The sequence below is a fragment of the Meiothermus ruber DSM 1279 genome (assembly GCF_000024425.1).
Taxonomy (GTDB): Bacteria; Deinococcota; Deinococci; order Deinococcales; family Thermaceae; genus Meiothermus; species Meiothermus ruber.
Genome location: NC_013946.1, coordinates 2,425,936 through 2,445,350, shown reverse-complemented (window position 1 = coordinate 2,445,350; position 19,415 = coordinate 2,425,936). Strand labels below are relative to the sequence as shown.

General features: G+C 64.7%; 16 protein-coding genes. 10 read left to right on the top strand and 6 right to left on the bottom strand.

The window, feature by feature from the left end; genetic code table 11:
• Positions 1 to 87 precede the first annotated feature (87 nt).
• Entirely contained in the window at positions 88 to 2,451 is a 2,364-nt protein-coding gene (locus tag MRUB_RS12040; RefSeq protein ID WP_013014639.1) for a TRAP transporter permease, read from the top strand.
• Between the two features lie 6 nt (positions 2,452 to 2,457).
• Here the strand turns inward: MRUB_RS12040 and MRUB_RS12035 are convergent, their stop codons facing one another.
• The gene (locus MRUB_RS12035; RefSeq protein WP_013014638.1) at positions 2,458 to 3,135 is read right to left on the bottom strand and encodes a hypothetical protein; all 678 of its coding nucleotides are present in this window, start codon (positions 3,133 to 3,135) and stop codon (positions 2,458 to 2,460) included.
• 120 nt (positions 3,136 to 3,255) lie between these two features.
• On the opposite strand from MRUB_RS12035, the gene MRUB_RS12030 reads away from it, so the two are divergent.
• Both MRUB_RS12030 and holA read left to right on the top strand, forming a co-directional pair.
• Positions 3,256 to 3,615: a DUF4160 domain-containing protein gene (locus MRUB_RS12030; RefSeq protein WP_013014637.1), complete on the top strand. Its 360-nt coding sequence runs from the start codon at positions 3,256 to 3,258 to the stop codon at positions 3,613 to 3,615.
• A 330-nt stretch (positions 3,616 to 3,945) separates the two neighbouring features.
• Complete coding sequence (gene holA, locus MRUB_RS12025) at positions 3,946 to 4,884, top strand: DNA polymerase III subunit delta (protein WP_013014636.1); 939 nt, start codon at positions 3,946 to 3,948, stop codon at positions 4,882 to 4,884.
• On the opposite strand, the gene MRUB_RS12020 is transcribed toward holA, so the two are convergent.
• The 3 genes from MRUB_RS12020 to MRUB_RS12010 all read right to left on the bottom strand — a co-directional run bounded on the left by MRUB_RS12020 (position 4,866) and on the right by MRUB_RS12010 (position 9,104).
• Positions 4,866 to 5,843 carry a calcium/sodium antiporter gene (locus MRUB_RS12020; protein ID WP_013014635.1) on the bottom strand — a complete coding sequence of 326 codons (978 nt, stop codon included), beginning with the start codon at positions 5,841 to 5,843 and terminating at the stop codon, positions 4,866 to 4,868. The two genes, holA and MRUB_RS12020, sit on opposite strands and share 19 nt — an antisense overlap.
• A gap of 362 nt (positions 5,844 to 6,205) precedes the next feature.
• On the bottom strand, positions 6,206 to 7,867 hold the full coding sequence (locus MRUB_RS12015; RefSeq protein WP_024050458.1) for an Eco57I restriction-modification methylase domain-containing protein: 1,662 nt from the start codon (positions 7,865 to 7,867) through the stop codon (positions 6,206 to 6,208).
• Positions 7,868 to 7,886: 19 nt separating this feature from the next.
• Entirely contained in the window at positions 7,887 to 9,104 is a 1,218-nt protein-coding gene (locus MRUB_RS12010; RefSeq protein WP_244403979.1) for an N-acetylmuramoyl-L-alanine amidase family protein, read from the bottom strand.
• 166 nt (positions 9,105 to 9,270) lie between these two features.
• Here MRUB_RS12010 and MRUB_RS12005 point away from each other — a divergent pair, with 166 nt between their 5' ends.
• Both MRUB_RS12005 and MRUB_RS12000 read left to right on the top strand, forming a co-directional pair.
• Positions 9,271 to 10,665, top strand: a complete 1,395-nt coding sequence (locus tag MRUB_RS12005; protein WP_013014632.1) for a TldD/PmbA family protein — start codon at positions 9,271 to 9,273, stop codon at positions 10,663 to 10,665.
• 25 nt (positions 10,666 to 10,690) lie between these two features.
• A complete protein-coding gene (locus MRUB_RS12000; RefSeq protein ID WP_013014631.1) occupies positions 10,691 to 12,007 on the top strand; it encodes a TldD/PmbA family protein in 1,317 nt (438 codons plus the stop codon).
• Positions 12,008 to 12,147: 140 nt separating this feature from the next.
• On the opposite strand, the gene MRUB_RS11995 is transcribed toward MRUB_RS12000, so the two are convergent.
• Positions 12,148 to 12,786, bottom strand: a complete 639-nt coding sequence (locus MRUB_RS11995) for a GNAT family N-acetyltransferase (protein WP_013014630.1) — start codon at positions 12,784 to 12,786, stop codon at positions 12,148 to 12,150.
• A complete protein-coding gene (locus MRUB_RS11990; RefSeq protein ID WP_013014629.1) occupies positions 12,783 to 13,391 on the bottom strand; it encodes an FMN-binding negative transcriptional regulator in 609 nt (202 codons plus the stop codon). Before MRUB_RS11990 ends, MRUB_RS11995 begins: the two co-directional genes overlap by 4 nt.
• Positions 13,392 to 13,637: 246 nt before the next feature.
• Between MRUB_RS11990 and MRUB_RS11985 the strand changes: the two genes are divergently transcribed.
• The 5 genes from MRUB_RS11985 (at position 13,638) to MRUB_RS11965 (ending at position 19,394) form a co-directional block, all read left to right on the top strand.
• Positions 13,638 to 14,825 carry an ABC transporter substrate-binding protein gene (locus tag MRUB_RS11985; RefSeq protein WP_036199650.1) on the top strand — a complete coding sequence of 396 codons (1,188 nt, stop codon included), beginning with the start codon at positions 13,638 to 13,640 and terminating at the stop codon, positions 14,823 to 14,825.
• A gap of 86 nt (positions 14,826 to 14,911) precedes the next feature.
• Positions 14,912 to 15,826, top strand: coding sequence for a branched-chain amino acid ABC transporter permease (locus tag MRUB_RS11980; protein ID WP_013014627.1), 915 nt, complete (start codon positions 14,912 to 14,914; stop codon positions 15,824 to 15,826).
• A 35-nt stretch (positions 15,827 to 15,861) separates the two neighbouring features.
• Positions 15,862 to 16,647, top strand: a complete 786-nt coding sequence (locus MRUB_RS11975; protein ID WP_013014626.1) for an ABC transporter ATP-binding protein — start codon at positions 15,862 to 15,864, stop codon at positions 16,645 to 16,647.
• Positions 16,648 to 16,737: 90 nt separating this feature from the next.
• Positions 16,738 to 17,493 (top strand): ABC transporter ATP-binding protein, encoded by a 756-nt coding sequence (locus MRUB_RS11970; protein ID WP_013014625.1) that lies wholly within the window; start codon positions 16,738 to 16,740, stop codon positions 17,491 to 17,493.
• A complete protein-coding gene (locus MRUB_RS11965) occupies positions 17,490 to 19,394 on the top strand; it encodes an AMP-binding protein (protein ID WP_013014624.1) in 1,905 nt (634 codons plus the stop codon). The genes MRUB_RS11970 and MRUB_RS11965 overlap by 4 nt, the downstream gene beginning before the upstream one ends.
• The last annotated feature ends 21 nt before the right edge of the window (positions 19,395 to 19,415 follow it).

Here is a 19,415-nt window from a genome sequence, read left to right as displayed (position 1 = left end):
CCTCGAGCCCGGGGGAGCTTTTTCATAGGTGCTACAGCCTCTTATGAACTCGGTATAATCGCTCAACGAGTTTTTGGAGGTTTGCGTATGGAGATACCTCGAGACAGTGCGGGTAGAACCACCCCGCTGGGACGCCTTATCTGGTTTATCCTCCTAGCAGCGGCATTGTTCAGCTTGTACCTGGTGCTTCACCCCTTTACGCCCTTGAGCCGGCTGGACATCAGCATCCTGGATCAGGTGCAGCTACGGCGGGCTACCCACGTCCTGCTGCTGTTGGTGGCGGGTTACCTGATTACCTCTCAGCTCCAGGCCGCCCGTCCCACTATAGGGGCCTGGGTGTTTGCGCTTTTGTCGCTGCCCTTTCTGTACACCTTCTGGGTGCCCAACGTACCGGGTGTGGATATTCCGCTCGCGGGCAAACTGATGGGCAGCCTGGCCTGGGCCCTGGCGGTGGGGCCCAACCTGCTACCCCGGTTGCGGCGCTATGCCGACATCGCCGCGGCCTTGCTGGCCATCGCGCCCTGGGCCTACCAGGTGCGCTACTACGAGGAGCTGGTCAACCGGGCGGTAATTCCCGCGGGCTGGGATATGGCCATGTCCTTTACGGTCATCATTCTGGTGCTGGGGTTGGTCAGCCGGCTGCTGGGCCCCATCATGCCCTCGCTGGTGCTGCTTTTCCTGACCTACAACATGTACGGCCAGTACGTGCCCGGCACCTTCCGTGGAGCCAAAAACGGCATCGACCTGATCCTGGGTAAAACCTACAACGAAACCGAGGCCGGCATCTACGGCCTGATTACCGGGGTTTCGGCCAAGTACCTGGTCTACTTCACCATCCTCTCGGGCCTGATTGGGGCGTTGGGGCTGGGCAAGGTGGTGGCGAACATCGCCCTGGCCATGGTGGGCCGCACCCCCCAGACCCCGGGCCGGGTGACCGGCATCGCCTCGGTGTTTATGGGAATGTTCAGCGGCTCCGGGGCGGCCGATACCCAGTTCGTGGCCACCCTGACCAAGCCCCTCTACGAAAAAGCCAACTACGACAAAATGATCGCCGCCGGCCTGGTGGCCACCGCAGGCACCATTGCCCTGATTACGCCGCCGGTGCTGGGTTCCATCGCTTTTGTGATGGTCGAGATCCTGCAGATCAGCTATCTGTGGGTGGTGATCATGGCCCTGGGGCCCATGCTTCTGTACCTGCTGGGGATTCTCACCTTCAACGAGTTTTATACCCGCAAGGCCAAGCTGCCCCCGGTGGGCGCAGACATTCCGCTAGGAAAACGCTATGCCCTGCGCTACAGCACCATCTTCATCCCGATTGTGCTGATTGTGGTGCTGCTCTTTCTGGGCACCGAGGTGGCCACCGCGGTGTACCTGGCCTCGCTGGCCTTTGTGCTCATCTGCTACCTCGACCCCACCCTGCGGCCGGCCCCGCTGGCCGAGGCCATGCAAAGCCCCGCCTACAAGGTGGGCCTGCCCCTGGGCATTGGGCTGGCCATCGGCGGCGCTTTGCTCCCTGTGCTGGCTGGGTGGGATCTCGGCAACATCCCTATTCTGCCTGTGACGCTGGCGGCGCTGGGCCTGCTATTGGGCACGTTTGTGTATCCAGCGGCTGCCGCCGGTAAGCTGCGGGGGGCCCTCCTGCCCATCGCCCAGGGTTTGGTGGAGGGTTTCCGCCAGCTTATCCCCATCGGCTCGGCCATCGTGGCGGCCAACCTGATTTTCGGGATGATGGTGATCACCGGCCTGCCCTCCAAGTTCTCGATCTTCTTGGGGCAGGTCTCGGGGGAGAGCCTGTTGCTGGCTACCCTGGTCACGGCCATCTTCAGCCTGATTCTGGGGATGGGCGTGCCCCCGACGGCCACCTACGTGCTCACCGCCTCGCTCACTGCGCCGGCCATCATCAAAATTGCCGCGGCCAACTTCCAGGGCTTTGGCCTCGAGCCCCAGCAGGCGGTGCTGGCGGCCACCCTGGCCACCCACATGTTCCTCTTCTACTACGCGGTGCTGGCCGACGTGACCCCGCCGGTGGCGCTCTCGGGCTATGCGGCGGCCTCGGTCTTCAAAACCAACCCCATCCTGACCGGGGTGTACGCGGCGCGGGTGGCGCTGGCCAAGTACATCATCGGCTTCTTCTTCCTGCTCTCCTTCACCGGCACCGGGCTGCTGATTTTGCCGATTTTGCAGAACCTGCCGGGCCTCGAGGGGTGGTTGATCATCCTCGAGCGCTTCTTCTTCACCGCCACGGCCATTGTCTTCCTGGCTGCGGCCACGGTTGGCTACACCCGCCGCCCCTTGCGGCGCTGGGAAAGCTGGGTGATGGGGCTCCTGGCCCTGGCGTTGTTCTACCCCTATCCCAACCTCTGGATGGCCTTTATTCCTTTTGTGTTGGGGCTGCTCTTCTTCTTGCGCGGTGAGGGCAAAAGCACCGCCTCGCCCCAGGCCGCCGACTGACACCATTCACGGGCTGAGGGCGGCTTGATAGAGGGCCAGGCGTTCTGGGCGCACCAGGGGGGTTTGGTTGGCCGCAAACCCCCAAAAGGCGGGCTGGGCCTCGCTGGGTCGCGCGCCCTGGCGTAGCAAGGCCTCCAGCCGGCCCTCCTGGGCGGCCTGGCGCAATCGGGTGCGGTAGTTTTGCAGGGTCTCCACGCGCAGGCGGGGCCTGGAAGCTGCATCACCCGGCAGAAAGCCAAAAAGGAGCTCGAGGTCGTTGTCGAAGCCATCCCGGTCGGAGTCCAGCCCGTCCTGGGTCACCTGCTGCAGGGCCTGGCGGATCTGCACTGCGCTTAGCTGAAAGATGCTGCGCGACTCGGGGCTGTCGGGCCCCACGGTTTCGTCCAGGAGCCGATGGACGATGGCCTGGTAGTCCTGGCCGAAGGGGTTGAACTGCTTGCTGCCCAGGGAGCCGAGGTGGCAGATCGAGCAGGTAGCCCGGGTGGGCTCGAGGTGGTAGCGCACCGCAAGCTCCTGCAGCGAGGGAACCCCAAAGCGAAGCGGCGGTGTGGCCGCGGGGATCAGCCCCAGGGCGTCGGTGTAGCGCCCGCGCTCGCGAAAGACCTCGCCCAGCCCGCGCCAGCTAAAAAGCGCAAAGCTGCCCAGCAGGAAGAGCACCAACAGGAGCCGCAGACGGTTGTCCACCGGTATCCAATCTATCCGAAAACCGAAGGGCCGAAGGTGGGATGGTGAAGGGATGGATGCCGTGCTACCCAGATGGTCAGAAGCACCGCGGGAGGGCCCCCGAATGGATAAACTCAGGTTATGTTGACGCTCATGCGCCGGGGTGGTTTTCGCTTTTACGTTAAGTCGGGCAGCGCCCAGGAAAAGCCGCACATCTTTGTAACCCGCGACGGGGATGCCTGGGCCAAGTTCACCTTGAAGCCGGTGAGTGTGGTGATCAACAACGGCCTGGCCCGCAACGAGCTTACCCGGTTGCAGGGGATGGTGGCCGACCTCGAGCCCCAGCTTTTGCAGCTCTGGTGGGAGTATGCCATTACCCAGGGGGTCAGGCCCGAGGCCGAGAAAGAAGACAAGCCGGGCCACAAATCGGGCCCTACACACGAAGCGCCTGCAGCGGCGCTCGAGCCCAGCTCCGAACCGGCGGCGCTCGAGCCGGCGTAAAGCCCTGTGGTCTTAGAAAAAAGAGGGGGTGTGGGGGAGCTATAATCCCCCGGTTTTCAAACCGGGGATACATGAACGCCCCCAATGCACCTTGAAACTTGGAGTAGGGGGTTCCACCGGGCAGTTCGGTGGGTAAAACTCCAAACGAGCACCCGTGGCAGAGCTGGACGCCTGCCGATACGGAGTCAAGGTTTTCTGGGCTCGGACGGAGCCTTCGGATACGGCTTCTACGCTGTAGTACCCGGGAAGCCTTGGACTTTCAGTCCGAGGCGTCGTCATGCTGCCACTCTAAGCTGTAAGTGCCTGTCATCTGGTATCCTGCCACTGCGCATGATTCAGGTGTTCACCGGCGACAGCTTTCTGGCCCGAGAGGCCCTGCTCCAGGAGGCCAGCCTGCAGGGCCTACCCCCCCGCCTGATGCCCCCGGAGCCGGCCCTGGTGGCCCAGGAGGCCAGCGGTGGGCTGTTTGGCCCCAGCGGAGCCCTGGTGGATCTGCGCGACCTTGCCGAGGCCGAGTGGAAGCCCCTTAAGGAGGTGCTGGAAGGCCTGCCGCCCGAGGCGGTGGTGCTGCTGCTCGATCCCCGGCCCACCGCGGCCCGCAGCAAGTGGTACGCCGAAAAAGCCCAGAAGCGCGATCACCCCACCCCTGGCCCCAAGGAGATGACCAACTGGGTGGTGAACCGCGCCCGCCACTACGACCTGAAGTTACCGGGGGCCATCGCCTCGTACCTGGCGGGCCTGGTGGGGGGTAAGGGCAGCGCCGAGAACCCGGCCATGGGCCTCGAGGCCCTCGACCAGGAACTGCGCAAACTCTGCCTGGCCTCGCCCCCCATCACCCTGGAGAAAGTACAGGCCCTGGTCGCTTTGGACACCCCCATCTCCGGCTTTGATCTGGTGCGTTCCATCACCGAAGGTAAAGCCACCCAGGCCTTCAAGGTGGCCCGTGAGCTACTGGAGCGGGGGGAAGACCCCTTGCGCATTCTGGGTGCGCTCTCCTGGCAGTACGTGCGGGTGGCTAGGGCCTGGGCCCTGCTGCAGGATGACCCCCTGATGGGGGAGGGGGTGGCCGCCAGCGCCCTGGGCATGCACCCCTACGCTGCCAAGCAAACCCTGTTACTGGCTAAAAAGATGTCTGGAGAGGCCATCACCCAGGCCCTCGAGGCCCTGCTGGAGGCTGAGGAGGCGGCCAAAACAGGCCGGGATATGCGGCTGGCCTTGGAGCGGGCCCTGGCCACGCTGGCGCGGGTGCATCAACCCATGCCGCGCTGAGCAGCGCTGTAGATCAGCAGGGCCACATAAGCCCCGTACAGCCCCAGGAAAACGCCCCCCTCGCGCCGCCCCAGGCGGAACCCGGTCGCCAGAAACGGCCATAGCAGCAGGCTGGCCAGCAGCATCACCCACATATCGCGCTGGATGCCCTCCCAGGGCAGGCCCACTGGCTGCACCAGGGCGGTGAGGCCCAGGATGCCCAGGATGTTGAAGATGTTGGAGCCCACGATGTTGCCCAGCGCGATGTCGGGCTCGCGGCGCAGGGCGGCCGCAATGGAGGCAGCCACCTCCGGCAGGCTGGTGCCCAGGGCCACCACGGTCAGGCCAATAATGAGCTCAGGCACCCCAAAGGCCCGGGCCAGCTCCACCGCCCCCAGGGTCAGCAGGCGGGCCCCCACCCCCAGGAGCACCAGCCCCAGCACCACCCCCGCGTAGGCCTGCCAGCCGGCTTTGGTGGTCTGGCTGTATTCCTGCTCGTACTCTTGCTGCACCTCGGCTACCTCGGTTGCACCGCTGCGGTACAGAAACCAGATGTACAGACCCAGTAATCCCACCGAAAAGAGCGCCTCCCAGCGGGTGATCTGCTGGTCGAAGTACAGGAACACAAACAGCAGCAAGGTTGCGCCCAGCATGATGGGCACCTCGCGCTTGATGAACTGGGCCTGGGCGCGGATGGGCACGATCAGGGCGGTGAGGCCCAGGATGAAGAGGATATTGAGAATGTTCGAGCCCACCACGTTACCAATGGCGATGGAGGGGCTGCCCGAGAGGGCCGCGGCCAGGCTGGCGGCCAGCTCGGGGCTGCTGGTGCCAAAAGCCACCACCGTCAGGCCCACCACCATGGTGCTGATGCCCCAACTGCGGGCCAGTATCACCGCGTTTTTGACCAGCGACTCGCCCCCAAAGTACAGCAGCACCACGCCGCTGGCTATAAGCAACAAATTCGATGCGAACTCCATGCCGAGTAGGGTAGCAAAAATTGGAGGGGGTGTGGGGGCTATAATCCCCCGGTTTTCACATGGACTCCCCACGTGCTCCGGAGGAGCACATAGCATAGTGGGCGGCAAATGGGCGGTGTGATCTCCTTGGGAACATCGCTTCCCGTGCCCCTTGAAACCTGGAGTAGGGGGTTCCATCGGGTAGTCCGATGGGTAAAACTCCAAACGAACACCCGTGGCATCCGCCCCGCCAAGGCGGGGCGGGAAGCATACCGCTCGCCTGCCGATACGGAGTCAAGGTTTTCTATGGGCTCGGACGGAGCCCTCGGGTGCGGTGTATCTGTGGTTCCCGAGAAGCCTTGGACTTCCAGTCCGAGGAGTCATCACGTGCTTGCGTATAACCTTTCGAGAACAGCGCTTTCTTCCTCGCTAAGGCCGTACAACCGAAAGGCGGCCTGGTTGCAGGCTGACACATCGCGCTTCTGGGCGGCCTCGAGGAGGGCTTGCCGGATATTCTGGGGTACGCTGGCCCAGGGTGGGATGCGGATGCGCCGCAAATACTGGGCCTGAAAGCGCAGATAGCCCCCGCGCATCTGGGTTGAATAGGCCGCGACAAACAGGTGGGCCACCGCCGACAACAGCACCGCCTGGAGTGCGCGCAGATCCCACGATTCGGAGGTGATGTGGTAGAGGTTGTGATGAGGGTACAGCCGCCCCGGCTCAAACACCACATGGGGCCGGCCTTTGATATCGGGGATGAGGAGCTTGGGCGTTCTGGCCAGCGAGGGTACGATCCGGTCGATGGTGCGGTACCATTGCGCCGGAAACCGCTGGGCGTAGTGTCGACTGGCTATCACCTCCCGGCGCGCTTCTAGATAAGCGCGCAGCCGGGGGTAGCAGCGAAGATCGACCAGATCACCCGTCTCGCTAAAGGGGTTGATAAGACCCTTGCCGCCCCACCGCACCTCGCCTGAGCCGATGTCCTGGGTGGTGACCAGGGGCAGCTTGCGATCCGGTTCTACCTCGAGGGCCTCGAAGTCGCCGATAAAGGCCTGGTCGGCCCCGGTCGCCACCCCAATCCCAACCCGGCAGCCCGCCTCCTCGAGGCTGGGAAAGCTGCGCTCGAGCCGCTCCAGCAAAGCCCTTTGCTCGGGTGCAAGGAACAGCCAGGGCGCTGCGCCGCGGGTGACCTGGGCCACCCGCACCCCGCTGCCTTCTGGCAGGGTGCTGGCCCGCAGCACCTCCGCAAGCCGGGTGAGCTGGCCTGGCTCGAGGCTCGCCGGGCGAACAACGCGGGTGGGCCCCGGCGCTTCCCGGCTGATCACCACGATGGCCGGGTAAGCTGCTACTTTAGAGCGGAAGGCCGGCATATGGGCCATGTCAAGGAAAATTTTGAGATGAAAGTTGTCGGCCACATACTGGCGCAACGGGGCGCCGTAGCGGTTTTTGACCCAGCGGTCGGCGCAGATGAATCCCAGCGCACCCCCCTCCGCCAGCAGCGATAGCGAACGCTCAATGAAAGGGATGTACAGGTCGGCGCGGTCGTACATGGTGGCGTAGCGTTTTCTGTACTCGGCCAGCAGGGTAGGGGGGACGGTCTCCATGCGCACGTAGGGCGGGTTGCCGACCACGTAGTGGAAAGGTCCCTCGAGTGAACACAGCAGGTAATCCCCCTGAATCAGCCATTGGTCGGCCAGGTGCCTGCTGAAGCCTTCCTGCTGCAACAGCGCAACCACCGCGCGGTGGGTGGCCTCGAAGGTTTCAGAGTGCAGCTCCACTGCCCGGATGGCCCCGGCCAGCTCCGAAACCCCGGCCCGCCTGGCCGCCGCCAGCAGCCGGCGCAGGATGGCTAGCAGGAACACACCATCCCCAAACGACGGCTCCAGAATGCGCTGCTGATACAGGGGTTGGTCGGGGGTGTAGCCCACCAGATCCAGCATGAACTCCGCCACCTCAGGGCGGGTGAAGACGGCCCCTCGAGCCGAAGGAGCGGCTGGATGCTGGACGACGGGCGTGGCCTGGGTCTGGTCAAGGCAACTGGGCATATCCCTCCGCCGAGAAAGCCTATTTGAACGGGTGGTCGTTTTCCAGATACTCCAGGATCCCCCGGGCGATGCCGTAGCTGATGCGCTCGAGGTAGTTGGTATCGCGCAGGTTCTGGCCCTCGATGGGGTGGCTCAGGTAGCCCATCTCCACCAGGATGGCCGGAACGCCGGTGTAGCGGATCACGAAGAAGTCGGCGCTGCGCACCCCACGGTTGACGGCAGCGGTGGCCCCCAGCGTGTACGAGAGCACCCGGGTGGCCAGGGTGCGGGAGAGCTCCATGCGGCGCAGCGAGTCCATCTGCGGGGTGGGGGTGGGCAGGCTCTGCGGTGGGATGGGGTTGACATCCTCGGGGCTGGGCTGGGCGCCGGGGTCGAGCGGGGTGGACTGGGCGGCCTCGAGCGCATCCAGCGGGTTGAGCGCAAGGGGGGGAGGGGCGGGCAGGAGCGGCGCCGGGGAGGGGAAAAAGGGGCGGGTGGTGGTGGGGCTGTAGTAGTAGACCTCGAGGCCGCACCAGGCGTCGGCGCGGGTCGGTGCGGCGGCGTTGGCGTGGATAGAGACAAATAGATCTTTGCCCTCGGCCAGGGCCACGCGCTGGGCCAGGTCGGTGCGCTTGTCGGGTGAAAAGGCCGTATCGCTTTCGCGGGTCAGGGTGACCTCCACCCCCGCGTTTTGCAAAAAGCGGCGCACCCGCAGGGCCACCTCGAGGTTCACCGCTTTTTCCACCACCGGGCCCAAGGCGCCGGGGTCGGGGCCGCCGTGCCCGGCGTCCACCACCACCGAAAAGCGCCGCCCGCTGGCCTTTACAAAGCGAAACTCCGGGAAGGCCGGTAGCGGGCTGGTATCCACAAAGGCCCCGGATAGATCAATCACCAGCCGCTGCCCGTCGCCCTGCAGGGCGGCCAGGGTCATGGTCTTGTAGCCGGAGCGGGGCGTGACCCCCTGGGGGGTCAGCAGGATCAGCACCGCCTGGTTCTCGTGCTGCTCGAGCACATACCCGGCCAGCTCCGGCAGGCTCACAAAGTGCAGGCCGGGTGTGACGGTCTGACCCGGCAGGGTCACCCGCAGCGCAGCGCCCAGCGGCTCAATCTGGTGGGTCGCCTCTTTGGGTAAGTCCAGCACCACCCGCGTAAACCCCGGCTGGTCGCCAATGCGAATGGGCGGCAGGCTCTGGGCCAGCGCGCCGGTGCTCAGGAGGGCGGCCATCAGTAAACTCAGTGGGAAACGGTTCGCCTTCAAAACAGTTTTTAGTTTATAGAGGCCCCAAAGTTTGGGATGAGGACTTTGCGCAGCGAGCTTTATGAGCAGAAGCACGGTGCGGTCAGACGACCGCACAAAATGCAACCCATATGGGTTTTGCTTGGGCCTTTAGTCTGTTAGGCTGGGTTAGCTACAAGGAGGTTGTGTGTTAGACGAAGCATTGGTGGGAGATGTGCTCCGCCGTGCCCGGCAGGGTGGGGCCGATTTCGCAGAGCTGTATGTGGAGCGCTGGCGGCGGCGGGCCTTGCGGGTGCTTTCGGGCGAGGTGAAGGAGGCCACCAGCGGCCTCGAGTACGGGGCCGGGCTGCGGCTTTTTTACGGCACCGAGGTGGTGTATGCCTACACCAACGACCTGAGCCCCCAGGGCCTGCTCGAGGTCACCGAGACCCTGGTTCAGCTCAAGGGCCAGGCGGGCCAGGTGGACGCGCTGGGCCGGGGCGGCCTCGATTTTCGCAAGGTGGTGGCCCAGGGGCTGCACGCCCCCCAGGTTCCCTTTAGCACCAAAGACAAGCGCTACCGCCTCGAGCGCCTCCGCGAGGCCGAGGCCGGGGCCCAGGTCGGCCCCCAGATCAAGCAGGTGCAGACCAACCTGATGGAGTGGGAGCAGGAGGTGCTCGTGGCCACCAGCGAGGGCACCTGGGCCGAGGATCGCCGGGTGCGCACCCGTCTCTACGTGACCGCCATCGCCCAGGACGAGAGCGGGATGCAGACCGGGGTGATGGGGCCGGGGCTCAGTGTGGGCCTCGAGCTCTTCGACCGCTACCCCCCCGCCGAGGTCGGGCGCAGGGCCGGCCTGCAGGCCCTCACCAACCTGCGGGCCAAACCGGCCCCCGCCGGCACCATGCCCGTGGTAATTGGCAACGGCTTTGGCGGGGTGATCTTCCACGAGGCCCTGGGGCACCTCCTGGAAACCACTTCCGTCGCGAAAAAAGCCAGTGTGCTCTCCGACAAGCTGGGCGAAAAAGTGGCCTCGGACTGCGTGACCTACATCGACGACGGCACCACCCCCCACGGCTGGGGCTCGCAGGAGTTCGACGACGAGGGAAGGCCCACCGAGCGCACCGTGCTGATCGAGAACGGGGTGCTCAAAAGCTACATGGTGGATCGGCTGGGCAGCCTGCTCACCGGCTACCGGCCCACCGGCTCGGGGCGGCGCCAGGACTACACCTTTGCCCCCACCAGCCGGATGCGCAATACCTTTATCGCCCCCGGCACCACCCCTAAGGAAAAACTCTTCGAGGGCATCGAGTACGGCCTCTACGCCGCCGATATGGGCGGGGGGCAGGTGCGGCCCGGCTCCGGTGAGTACAACTTTGCGGTCAAGGAGGGCTACATCATCCGCCACGGGCGCATCGAGGAGCCGGTGCGGGGGGCCATGCTGGTGGGCAAGGGCCCCGAGAGCATCCAGAAAATTGTGGCGGTCTCGGACGACCTCGAGATGGGCCCCGGCATGTGCGGCTCACTCTCGGGCAGCCTGCCGGTGGAGGTGGGCCAGCCGCACCTTTTGATCTCCGAGATTGTGGTGGGGGGCCAGGCCTGAGCCGCTCTACCAAGGGGGAAGAACCATGACCTTTGAAGAAGCCAGGGATTATCTACTACAAAAAGCCCGCGCCTTGGGCCTCGAGGCCGAGGTGCTGGCCACCCACACCCGCGAACTCACCATCCAGGCCCACGGCGGCAAGGTGGAAGAGATCACCCAGGCCACCCAGGGCGGGGTGGGGGTGCGGGTGGTGGTGGAGGGCAAAACCGGCTACGCCTACACCGAGGAGCGCACCCCGGAAGCGCTCGACTGGGTGCTGCAGGAGGCCCACGAGAATGCCCTATTGCAGTCCGAGACTGGGGGGTTCCTGCCGGCGGGGGGTGCCCTGGGCCAGCACGACCTGCTGGGTGAGGGGCTTTCGGCCCCCCTGGAGCAAAAGCGCCAGGCGGCTCTGAACCTCGAGGCTACTTTGCGGGCCGACCCCCGGGTGCGGCAGGTGCAGATGACCCGCTACTCCGAGAACGAGACCCAGGCCACCCTGGGCTCCACCCAGGGGGTCTCGGGGGCCTTTCGCAACGGCTACGCCCTGCTTCTGACCAGCGCCGTGATGGGCGAGGGGCATAGCCTCAAGCAGGGCTACGAGTTCGACCTTTCCAAGGAGTTCCACGCCCTCGAGCCCGGCCGCACCGCCCAGCAGTTCCTGCACCGCACCGGGCGCTTGCTGGGGGCCCGCCCCCTCAAAACCGGGCGTTACAAAGCCTACTTCGAGCCCAAGGCCTTTGCCCAACTGCTGGGCATGATGGGCTGGTTTTTGCTCTCGGCCAAGAACGTGCTCGAGGGCAAGAGCCTGCTGGCGGGCCGGGTGGGGCAGAAAATCGCCTCGGAACTTTTCACCCTGGTAGACGACCCCACCCTACCGGACGGGCTGGCCTCGCGCCCCTTCGACGCCGAAGGCACCGCGGCCCGGCGCACGGTCTTCATCGAGAAGGGCATCCTGCGCACCTTTGCCCATAACTCCGAGACCGCCCGCAAGATGGGGGTGGAGAACACCGGCCACGCCGCCCGCAACTACAAGGGGGTGCTGGGCATTGCGCCCAGCAACCTGTTCGTAGAGCCCGGCGCGGGCGTGCAGATGGACAGCGGCATCGTGGTCACCGACCTGATGGGCCTGCACGCCGGGGCCAACCCCATCTCGGGGGAGTTTAGCCTGCAGGCCCTGGGCCTCAAAGTGGAGGGGGGCGAGGTGGCCCACCCGGTGGAGAACTTCACGGTGGCGGGGAACTTCCTGGAGCTGCTCAACCGCATCACCGCCCTGGGTAGCGAGCTCGAGTGGAACCCCATGATGGGCATCGTGGGCTCGCCCATGGTCGAGGTGGCCGAGTTGTCCTTTGCTGGGGCCTGAACCCTGGGCGATTACACCAAGACAGCCTCGAGCCTCTCTGTAACCATGCTGGCCGGCCACGACCGGCGGCATCTGAATCTGAAGGGGCTCGAGTACACCGCCTCACACACGGGGGCGGGCTAAAGCGGATATCACAACCTTCAAGCGGGGTTTCTCTGGGCTAATAAGTACAAAAGCCGGGTCTTAACTGCCGGCCACTCCTCGGCCAGAATGCTGTACATCGCACTGTCGCGGATGCCGCCGTCGGCCGCGGGGCGGTGCGCGCGGAGAATCCCGTCGAGGTGCGCCCCCAGCCGCTCAATGGCCCGGCGTGAGCGCAGGTTGCGGGCGTCGGTCTTGAGCGTCACCCGGCGCACCCCCAGCCCCTCGAAGGCGTGGGTGAGCATCAAGAGCTTGGCCTCGGTGTTGAGGCCGGTGCGCTGGGCCGGTGGGGCCAGCCAGGTGTGGCCGATCTCCACCGCATCGGGTTGCTGGGGGCGGTGGTGGGGGCTGTTTTCGGGCCAGGGCCAGTACTCGAAGGCCATAAAGCGGGTGCTGCCCACCACGCGATGGGATTGCTTGTCCACCGTTGCAAAGGGCAGGGCCTGCCCCTGGGCCTGCTCGTTCAGGGCGGCTTGAATATAGCGCCGCATCCCCACCTCCGGTTTGGGCACGGCGGTGTAGGGGTATTCCTCGAGCTGCGCGATCTCCAGCAGGGCGGGCAGGTGTGCCATGGTGAGGGGCTCGAGCCGGACAAGGCGGCCCTCGAGGGTGATGGGTTGGGTGAGGTGGGGGTTCATACCTGTTCCAAACGCTTTTTCATCTGCCGGGCAACGGCCCGATCGCCGGGATGGGGGCTTTGCTCCAGGGCGGCAATAACCCGCTCCTGGTCGGCCCGGCTGCGGTTTTGCGAGAGCTTGAACTTGCCAAAAAGCCGGGTAATCTCGATCTGGAAGGCCACAATCCCTTTGATCATACCGTGCAGGTAGTCCTGGGGAAGCTCCTCCATCTTCCACTGCTGCTCGTACGACACCACCAGATCGTGCAGCAGGGCTTTCACCGCCTCGGGCTCTTCGACTATTTGCACCTTGCCGTAGGCGTGGACGGTCATGTAGTTCCAGGTCGGTACGCTGGGGTGCTTTGCGTACCAGGTGGGGGAGATGTAGCTGTGGTCACCCTGGAAGATCACCAGCACCTCCTGGTTCTGGTCGAAGCTGGTCCACTGGGGGTTGGCGCGGGCCATGTGGCTGGCCAGCAGGTTGCGCTCGGGGTAGACCGTAAAGGGTATCTGGGTGGCAAAAGGCCGGCCCTCGTGCACCGAGACCAGGGTGGCAAAGCTAAACCGCTGCATCAGGTCGAACAGCACCGCTGGGTCGGTCACGGCAAAGTGCTGGGGTAGATACATTCGACCAGCCTAACCCTCCAGCAAAGGGCTTGCCAATAGGCATCCTGACAAAACGTGGGGATCCGGCCTCGAGCCTTCAACAACACGCGCCGAAGAAAAGGGCTTTCCAATGCGCCGCCGTGCTAGACCGTTCGGTGGACGCCATAAGCCAGATGGTTTTGAACCGGGTACACAAAACTCGAGGGGGCATAGTATTCTAGGTGCACAACACAACCGAAGTTGCTCTCGAGGAGGAAGTGCATGAAGATGAACCGTCGGCAAGTACTTAAAGCTGGTCTAGCTGCTTCTACCGTGTACAGTCCCTGGATGATTGCCCGCGCCCAGGCCCGGCCGGTCAAACTCGCGGCCATTCTCCCCCTCACGGGTGCTTTTGCCTTTGCGGGTAATGCGGCCCTGGACGCTTTCCGCGATGCCGCCGATCGCATCAACGACAGCGGTGGTATCGGAGGAAGGCGCTTTGAGTTGGTGGTCGAGGACGACGGCTACGATGTGGCCCGCGGAACGGCTGCCTTCAATCGCATTGTGCAGCGCGAAAGCCCGGAAGAGCTGGTGTTTGTCTACGGCGACTCCACCGGCCTTTCGAAAGCCCTGGCCCCCGAGATTACCCGCCTGCGCCTGCCCTACACCGCCACCTCTTTCTCCAACGAGCTGGCCGATCCCAACACCTACCCCACCATTTTCGTCTTTGGCCCCACCTACAACGATATGGCCGGGGCTTTGCTGCAGCAGATTCGCTTGCAAAGGGGGCGTGGGGCCAAAATTTTCCTCTGCTACTCCAACTCCGAGTTCGGCCGCGACCCCATTCCCTTCATAAAAGACCGTGCGGCCAAACTGGGCTTCCAGATTGTGGGTGAGGAAGTCACCCCCCTGGCCATCGCCGATGCCACCCCCATCGTGACCAAGCTGCGCCAGACCCAGCCCGACTTCGTGATTATGCAGGGCTATGTGCTCACCGTAGAACCGCTGGTGGTGCGGGCGGCCCGCGAACAGGGCGTCCGGGCTACCTTTATGGGCACCTACTACTCGGCTGAGCTGGCCCTGATGCAGCGGGCCGGGGCGGCGGCCGATGGCTTCATCGTGACCTACCACAACGCCTACTACTACGACACCACGGTGCCGGCGGTGGAGCAGATCCGGGCTTTGCGCCGTTCTAAAGGCCGCGATCTCTCGTACCGCACCACCTACTACATGGGTTCCTGGATGGCCGTGGATGTGATCGCCGAGGCCATGCGCCGGGCGCATGCGGCGGGCAAGCTGACCCGCCCCGGCATGATCGAGGCCCTGGAGAGCCTGGGCGATTACAACGCTGGCGGCCAGGTGCGCAACATGCGCTGGGTGAACCACCGACTGCCCTTTACCAAGCTCTGGCGGGCCAACGTGCGGGATGGCCGCTTCGACGCCATCACCGACTGGGTGGACGGTTCAAAACTCTAAGCTGCCTTGGGGGCTCGAGGGTCGGGAGCTGACCGCTGGTTGGCCCGGGCCCTCGGGCCTGTCGCAAAAATCGCCTAAAGGAAAACATGGATCTGGCCTTAGTCATCCAAACCGCCCTCAACGGCCTGGCCAATGGTGCGCTGTATGCGGTGATTGCCGCTGGGTTTGTGCTGGTCTACCGCGCAACCAGCGTGGTCAACTTTGCCATAGCGGAGTTCATGCTCATTGGTGCTTACCTGACCTACACCATGTCGCTTTTTTTTCCGCTGTTCTTGGCCATTCTGCTGGCCCTGCCCCTGGCCTTTATCTTTGGGGTGCTGGTCGAACGGGGGTTTGTGCGGCCCCTCCTGGGGCGAAACGTGGTGGCGGTGATTATGGCAACCATTGGTCTGGCCGCCACCCTGGACGGGGCCACCCTCATCCTGTGGGGCCCCGACCAGAAAGCCATGGGGGCCGCTGATATCTCCCAGTTACCCAAGGAGATGCCCAACCTGGCCTTTAGCCTGGGGGGGGTGTTTCTTTCTTCTAAAGCGGTGTGGAGCCTGATTCTGGCCCTACCCCTGGCTATTTTGCTGGTTTTGGCACTCAAATACAGCCGCTACGGGGTGCTATTGCGGGCGGTCTCGGAGAGTGAAACCGCTGCGCTGGCCATGGGCATCAATGCGCCTCGAGTGGTGGCGGTGGCCTGGGGCATCTCGGCCGTGATGGCTACCATTGGCGGTGCGTTTCTGGCGGGCGCGGCGGGGGGTGGCGGCCCCGGCCACCATCTGATTCTGCTCGGACTGATTGTCTTCCCGGTAGCTATTCTAGGGGGTTTCGACTCGGTACCGGGTGCGGTGGTGGCAGGCCTGCTGATTGGCCTGATCGAGGCCTTCTCGCAACTTTACCTCGAGTCCCTGCTGCCCGGCATCACCCAGGCCATCCCCTTCCTGATTGTGCTCTTGGTGCTGCTGTTCCGCCCCTATGGCTTGTTTGGCCAGCACCGCATCGAGCGGGTGTGAAGGGAGGACATCCCCACTATCCAAGGAGCGTTTGAATGGCCGAAATCAACGTTGAAAACCTAAAAGTGGTCTACAGGGGGGTCATCCTGGCCCTGCAGGGGGTGAGCATGCGGGCCGGGGCTGGCGAGGCGGTGGCGCTGCTGGGCCCCAACGGGGCGGGTAAGAGCACCCTGGTGCGGGCCATCTCCGGGCTGTTGCCGCAGTACGACGGGCGGGTGCTGGACGGTCGAATTACCCTGGGTGGAGAGGATATCAGCCACCTGCCCGCGCTCAAGGTGGCGGGCCTGGGCCTGACCGCCATCCTCGAGGGCCGCCCCATCTTTCGCTACCTGACCGTGATCGAAAACCTGCGGGCCGCAGGGCACAAGCTGACCCCCCAGCGCCAGAAAGAGCTGACCGACGAGATTTTTACCCGCTTCCCCCGCCTCTACGAGCGCCGCTTCGAGCAGGGGGGCTACCTTTCGGGTGGTGAGCAGCAGATGCTCTTGCTGGGTATGGCCCTCCTGACCGAGCCCAGGATTCTGGTGGTGGACGAGCCCAGCCTGGGCCTGTCGCCCAAGCTGACCGAGGAGGTCATGCGGGTATTGGACGAGCTGCGCCGCGACAAGGGCCTCACCCTGGTGCTGGTGGAGCAGAACGCCCGGGCGGCTTTTTCCATCGTGGAGCGGGTGTATGTGATGGAGCAGGGCCGGGTGGTCTTCGAGGGCACCGCCCAGGAAGCCCAGGCCGATGCCGACGTGATGGAGTTTTACTTAGGGGGTGCGGTGGTCGGAGGTTTCTCGGAGGCCAAGCGGTATCGGAGGAGAAAGCGATGGGTATAGTCTCGAGAAAAACGTGGGTGGCGAGCAGGGGAGCAGGTGGGGCACTTCCGCCTACCCTTCTTGTGCCACCCTACGGCAAGGAGGTTCGCCATGTCTAAAACGCTGCTCGAGGCCCACGACCTGCACCTTTCCTTCCGGGGTGTCAAAGCGCTGGCCGGGGTGAGTTTTAGCGTGGCGGAGGGCGATTTGTTCGCGGTGATTGGCCCCAACGGGGCGGGCAAGACCAGCCTGCTTAATGTGCTGTCGGGGCTGTACAGGCCCCAGCAGGGTCGGGTGGTGTTTATGGGCGAAGACCTGGCCGGCCAGAGCCCCCAGCAGCGGGTGCGCAAGGGGCTGGGGCGCACCTTCCAGAACCTCGAGCTCTTCCGCGGCATGACCGTGCTGGACAACGTCAAGCTGGGGGCCGAGCTGGCCGTGGGCGGCTACACCGACCTGATGCCCAAAGCCCAGATCGAATGGAAGATTCGCCACCACGCCGAAGAGGTGCTGGACTACCTGCACCTCTCACCGTACCGCCACGTACCGGCCGGGGCCCTGCCCTACGGTTTGCAAAAGCGGGTGGAGGTGGCTCGAGCCCTGGCTGGTCGGCCCAAGCTGCTGCTCCTGGATGAGCCCATGGCCGGGCTCAGCCTGGAGGAAAAACAAGACCTGGCCCGCTTCCTGCTGGACGCCCGGCGCGAGTGGGGCGTCACGCTGGTGCTGGTGGAACACGACCTTAAAGCCGTGCTGGAGCTTTCGACCGGGGTACTGGTGATGTCCTACGGTGAGGTCTTGTACCAGGGAGCCCCGGCGGGTGTGCGGGAGAACCCCCGCGTGGCCGAGGCTTATCTGGGGAGGAGTGCATGAGTCAGACCCTGATTGAATTTCTGGCCCATCACGCCCAGACCAGGCCCAACGCCCCTGCGATGCGGGTTAAGCGCCTGGGGGTGTGGGAGACCACCTCCTGGGCCCACCTCAAAGAGAAGGTCGAGCAGCTTGCGGGGGGGTTGCTGGAACTGGGCCTGGAGCCGGGTAGAGTGCTGGCCATCCTGGGCCAGAACGCACCGGAGTGGGTCATATCCGAACTGGCGGCCCAGACTGTAGGGGCCATGCCCATGGGCATCTACGCCGATGCCATGCCGGAGGAGGTGGGTTACTTCATCGAGTTCTCCGAGTGCGCGGGCATTGTGGTCTCGGACGAAGAACAACTGGATAAGGTGCTGCCCCACCTGGACAAGCTAAAGTTTGTGCTGGTCTGGGAAGAGGCCGGCATGAGCAAGTACTGGAACGAGCGGGTACGGCCCTTTAGCAGCGTGCTGGAGCTGGGCCAGGCCGAGAAAAACCGCCAGGCTGTGCGGGCCGCGCAAGCCCAGGTGGGGCCCGATACGGTGGCGCTCTTGGCGCCCACCTCCGGCACCACGGCCCGCAGCAAGCTGGCCATGCTGACCCACGCCCAACTGATCGCCGGGGCCGAGGCGGGCCGCGAGACCATCAGCATCCGCGGCGGGGAGTGGGTGTTTTCGTACCTGCCGCTGCCCTGGATTGGCGAGCAGATGCTCACGGTGGTGCGCAACCTTACCGACGGCACGGTGGTGCACTTCCCCGAGGATGTGATCACCGTGCGCGAGGATGTCAAAGAGGTGCAGCCCGACTTTTATCTGGCCCCGGCAAGGCTGTGGGAGGATGCAGCGGCCATTGTGCGCAGCCGGATGGAGGACGCCGACGGGCTCAAGAAGGCCGTCTACCGCTGGGGTATGGGGGTGTTGCTCGAGTGCGCCCAGCGCGAGTTCCGCAAAGAGCCCATTGGCTTTGGGCTCAACCTGGCTCGGGCCCTGGCCTACCCGCTGGTGGCCCGCCCGCTCCGGGCCCGCATGGGGCTGGCAGCCTGCCGCATCGCCGCCACGGGGGGGGCCCCGCTGGGCCCCGAAGTGTTCACCTTTTTCCGCGCGCTGGGGGTGGATATCCGCCAGGTCTACGGCCAGTCCGAGACCGCGGCCACCAGCGTGGCCCACCTGCCCGGCGACACCCCGCCCGAGACGGTGGGCAAGCCCCTGCCCAATACCCAGGTGCGCATCGCCGAGGATGGCGAGATTCAGGTTAAGGGCCGGCAGGTGTTCGCGGGCTACTTCAAGAACGAGGCCGCTACCAGGGAAACCTTTACCGAGGACGGCTGGTTCCGTACCGGCGATGCGGGCTTCTTTAACGAAAACGGCCATTTGGTGCTGCTGGGCCGGCTCAAGGAGGTGGGGGCCCTGGCCGACGGCACCCGCTTTGCGCCGCAATTCCTGGAGAACCGCCTCAAATACTCGCCCTACATCCGCGAGGCGGTGGTGATCGGCCACGGCAAGCCGTTTGTGACGGCCCTGATTGAGCTTGACCCCGAGAACACCCAGAACTGGGCGCGCAAGCGCGGCATCATCTTTACCACCTACCAGAGCCTGACCTCCAACCCGCAGGTCTACGAGCTGATTGCCCAGGAGCTCAGGATGGCTTGTGAGAGCCTACCCGAAGAGCTCAAGGTGCGCCGCTTTGCCATCCTGCCCAAAGAGCTGCACGCCGACGACGAGGAGATCACCCGCACCCGCAAGGTCAAGCGGGGGACGGTGGAGGCGCGCTACGCAGCTTTGCTGGCCGCGCTGTACGATGGCTCCAGAAAGGTAAAGCTGACGCTGCCCATCCGCTACCTCGAGGGCCAGGGTACCCTCGAGGCCGAGGTGCAGATTGCCGATGTGGGCAGGCCGATGGATGAACCCAAGGTGCGTGCCTAAGGAAGCGACCGATGCGTTGTA

What these genes read in the sequence shown, in the direction of transcription:
- MRUB_RS12040 (WP_013014639.1), top strand. Translation starts at nt 88, where the DNA reads ATGGAGATACCTCGAGACAGTGCGGGTAGAACCACCCCGCTGGGACGC.
- MRUB_RS12030 (WP_013014637.1), top strand. Translation starts at nt 3,256, where the DNA reads ATGTTGACGCTCATGCGCCGGGGTGGTTTTCGCTTTTACGTTAAGTCG.
- holA (WP_013014636.1), top strand. Translation starts at nt 3,946, where the DNA reads ATGATTCAGGTGTTCACCGGCGACAGCTTTCTGGCCCGAGAGGCCCTG.
- MRUB_RS12020 (WP_013014635.1), bottom strand. Translation starts at nt 5,843, where the DNA reads ATGGAGTTCGCATCGAATTTGTTGCTTATAGCCAGCGGCGTGGTGCTG.
- MRUB_RS12015 (WP_024050458.1), bottom strand. Translation starts at nt 7,867, where the DNA reads ATGCCCAGTTGCCTTGACCAGACCCAGGCCACGCCCGTCGTCCAGCAT.
- MRUB_RS12000 (WP_013014631.1), top strand. Translation starts at nt 10,691, where the DNA reads ATGACCTTTGAAGAAGCCAGGGATTATCTACTACAAAAAGCCCGCGCC.
- MRUB_RS11995 (WP_013014630.1), bottom strand. Translation starts at nt 12,786, where the DNA reads ATGAACCCCCACCTCACCCAACCCATCACCCTCGAGGGCCGCCTTGTC.
- MRUB_RS11990 (WP_013014629.1), bottom strand. Translation starts at nt 13,391, where the DNA reads ATGTATCTACCCCAGCACTTTGCCGTGACCGACCCAGCGGTGCTGTTC.
- MRUB_RS11985 (WP_036199650.1), top strand. Translation starts at nt 13,638, where the DNA reads ATGAACCGTCGGCAAGTACTTAAAGCTGGTCTAGCTGCTTCTACCGTG.
- MRUB_RS11980 (WP_013014627.1), top strand. Translation starts at nt 14,912, where the DNA reads ATGGATCTGGCCTTAGTCATCCAAACCGCCCTCAACGGCCTGGCCAAT.
- MRUB_RS11975 (WP_013014626.1), top strand. Translation starts at nt 15,862, where the DNA reads ATGGCCGAAATCAACGTTGAAAACCTAAAAGTGGTCTACAGGGGGGTC.
- MRUB_RS11970 (WP_013014625.1), top strand. Translation starts at nt 16,738, where the DNA reads ATGTCTAAAACGCTGCTCGAGGCCCACGACCTGCACCTTTCCTTCCGG.
- MRUB_RS11965 (WP_013014624.1), top strand. Translation starts at nt 17,490, where the DNA reads ATGAGTCAGACCCTGATTGAATTTCTGGCCCATCACGCCCAGACCAGG.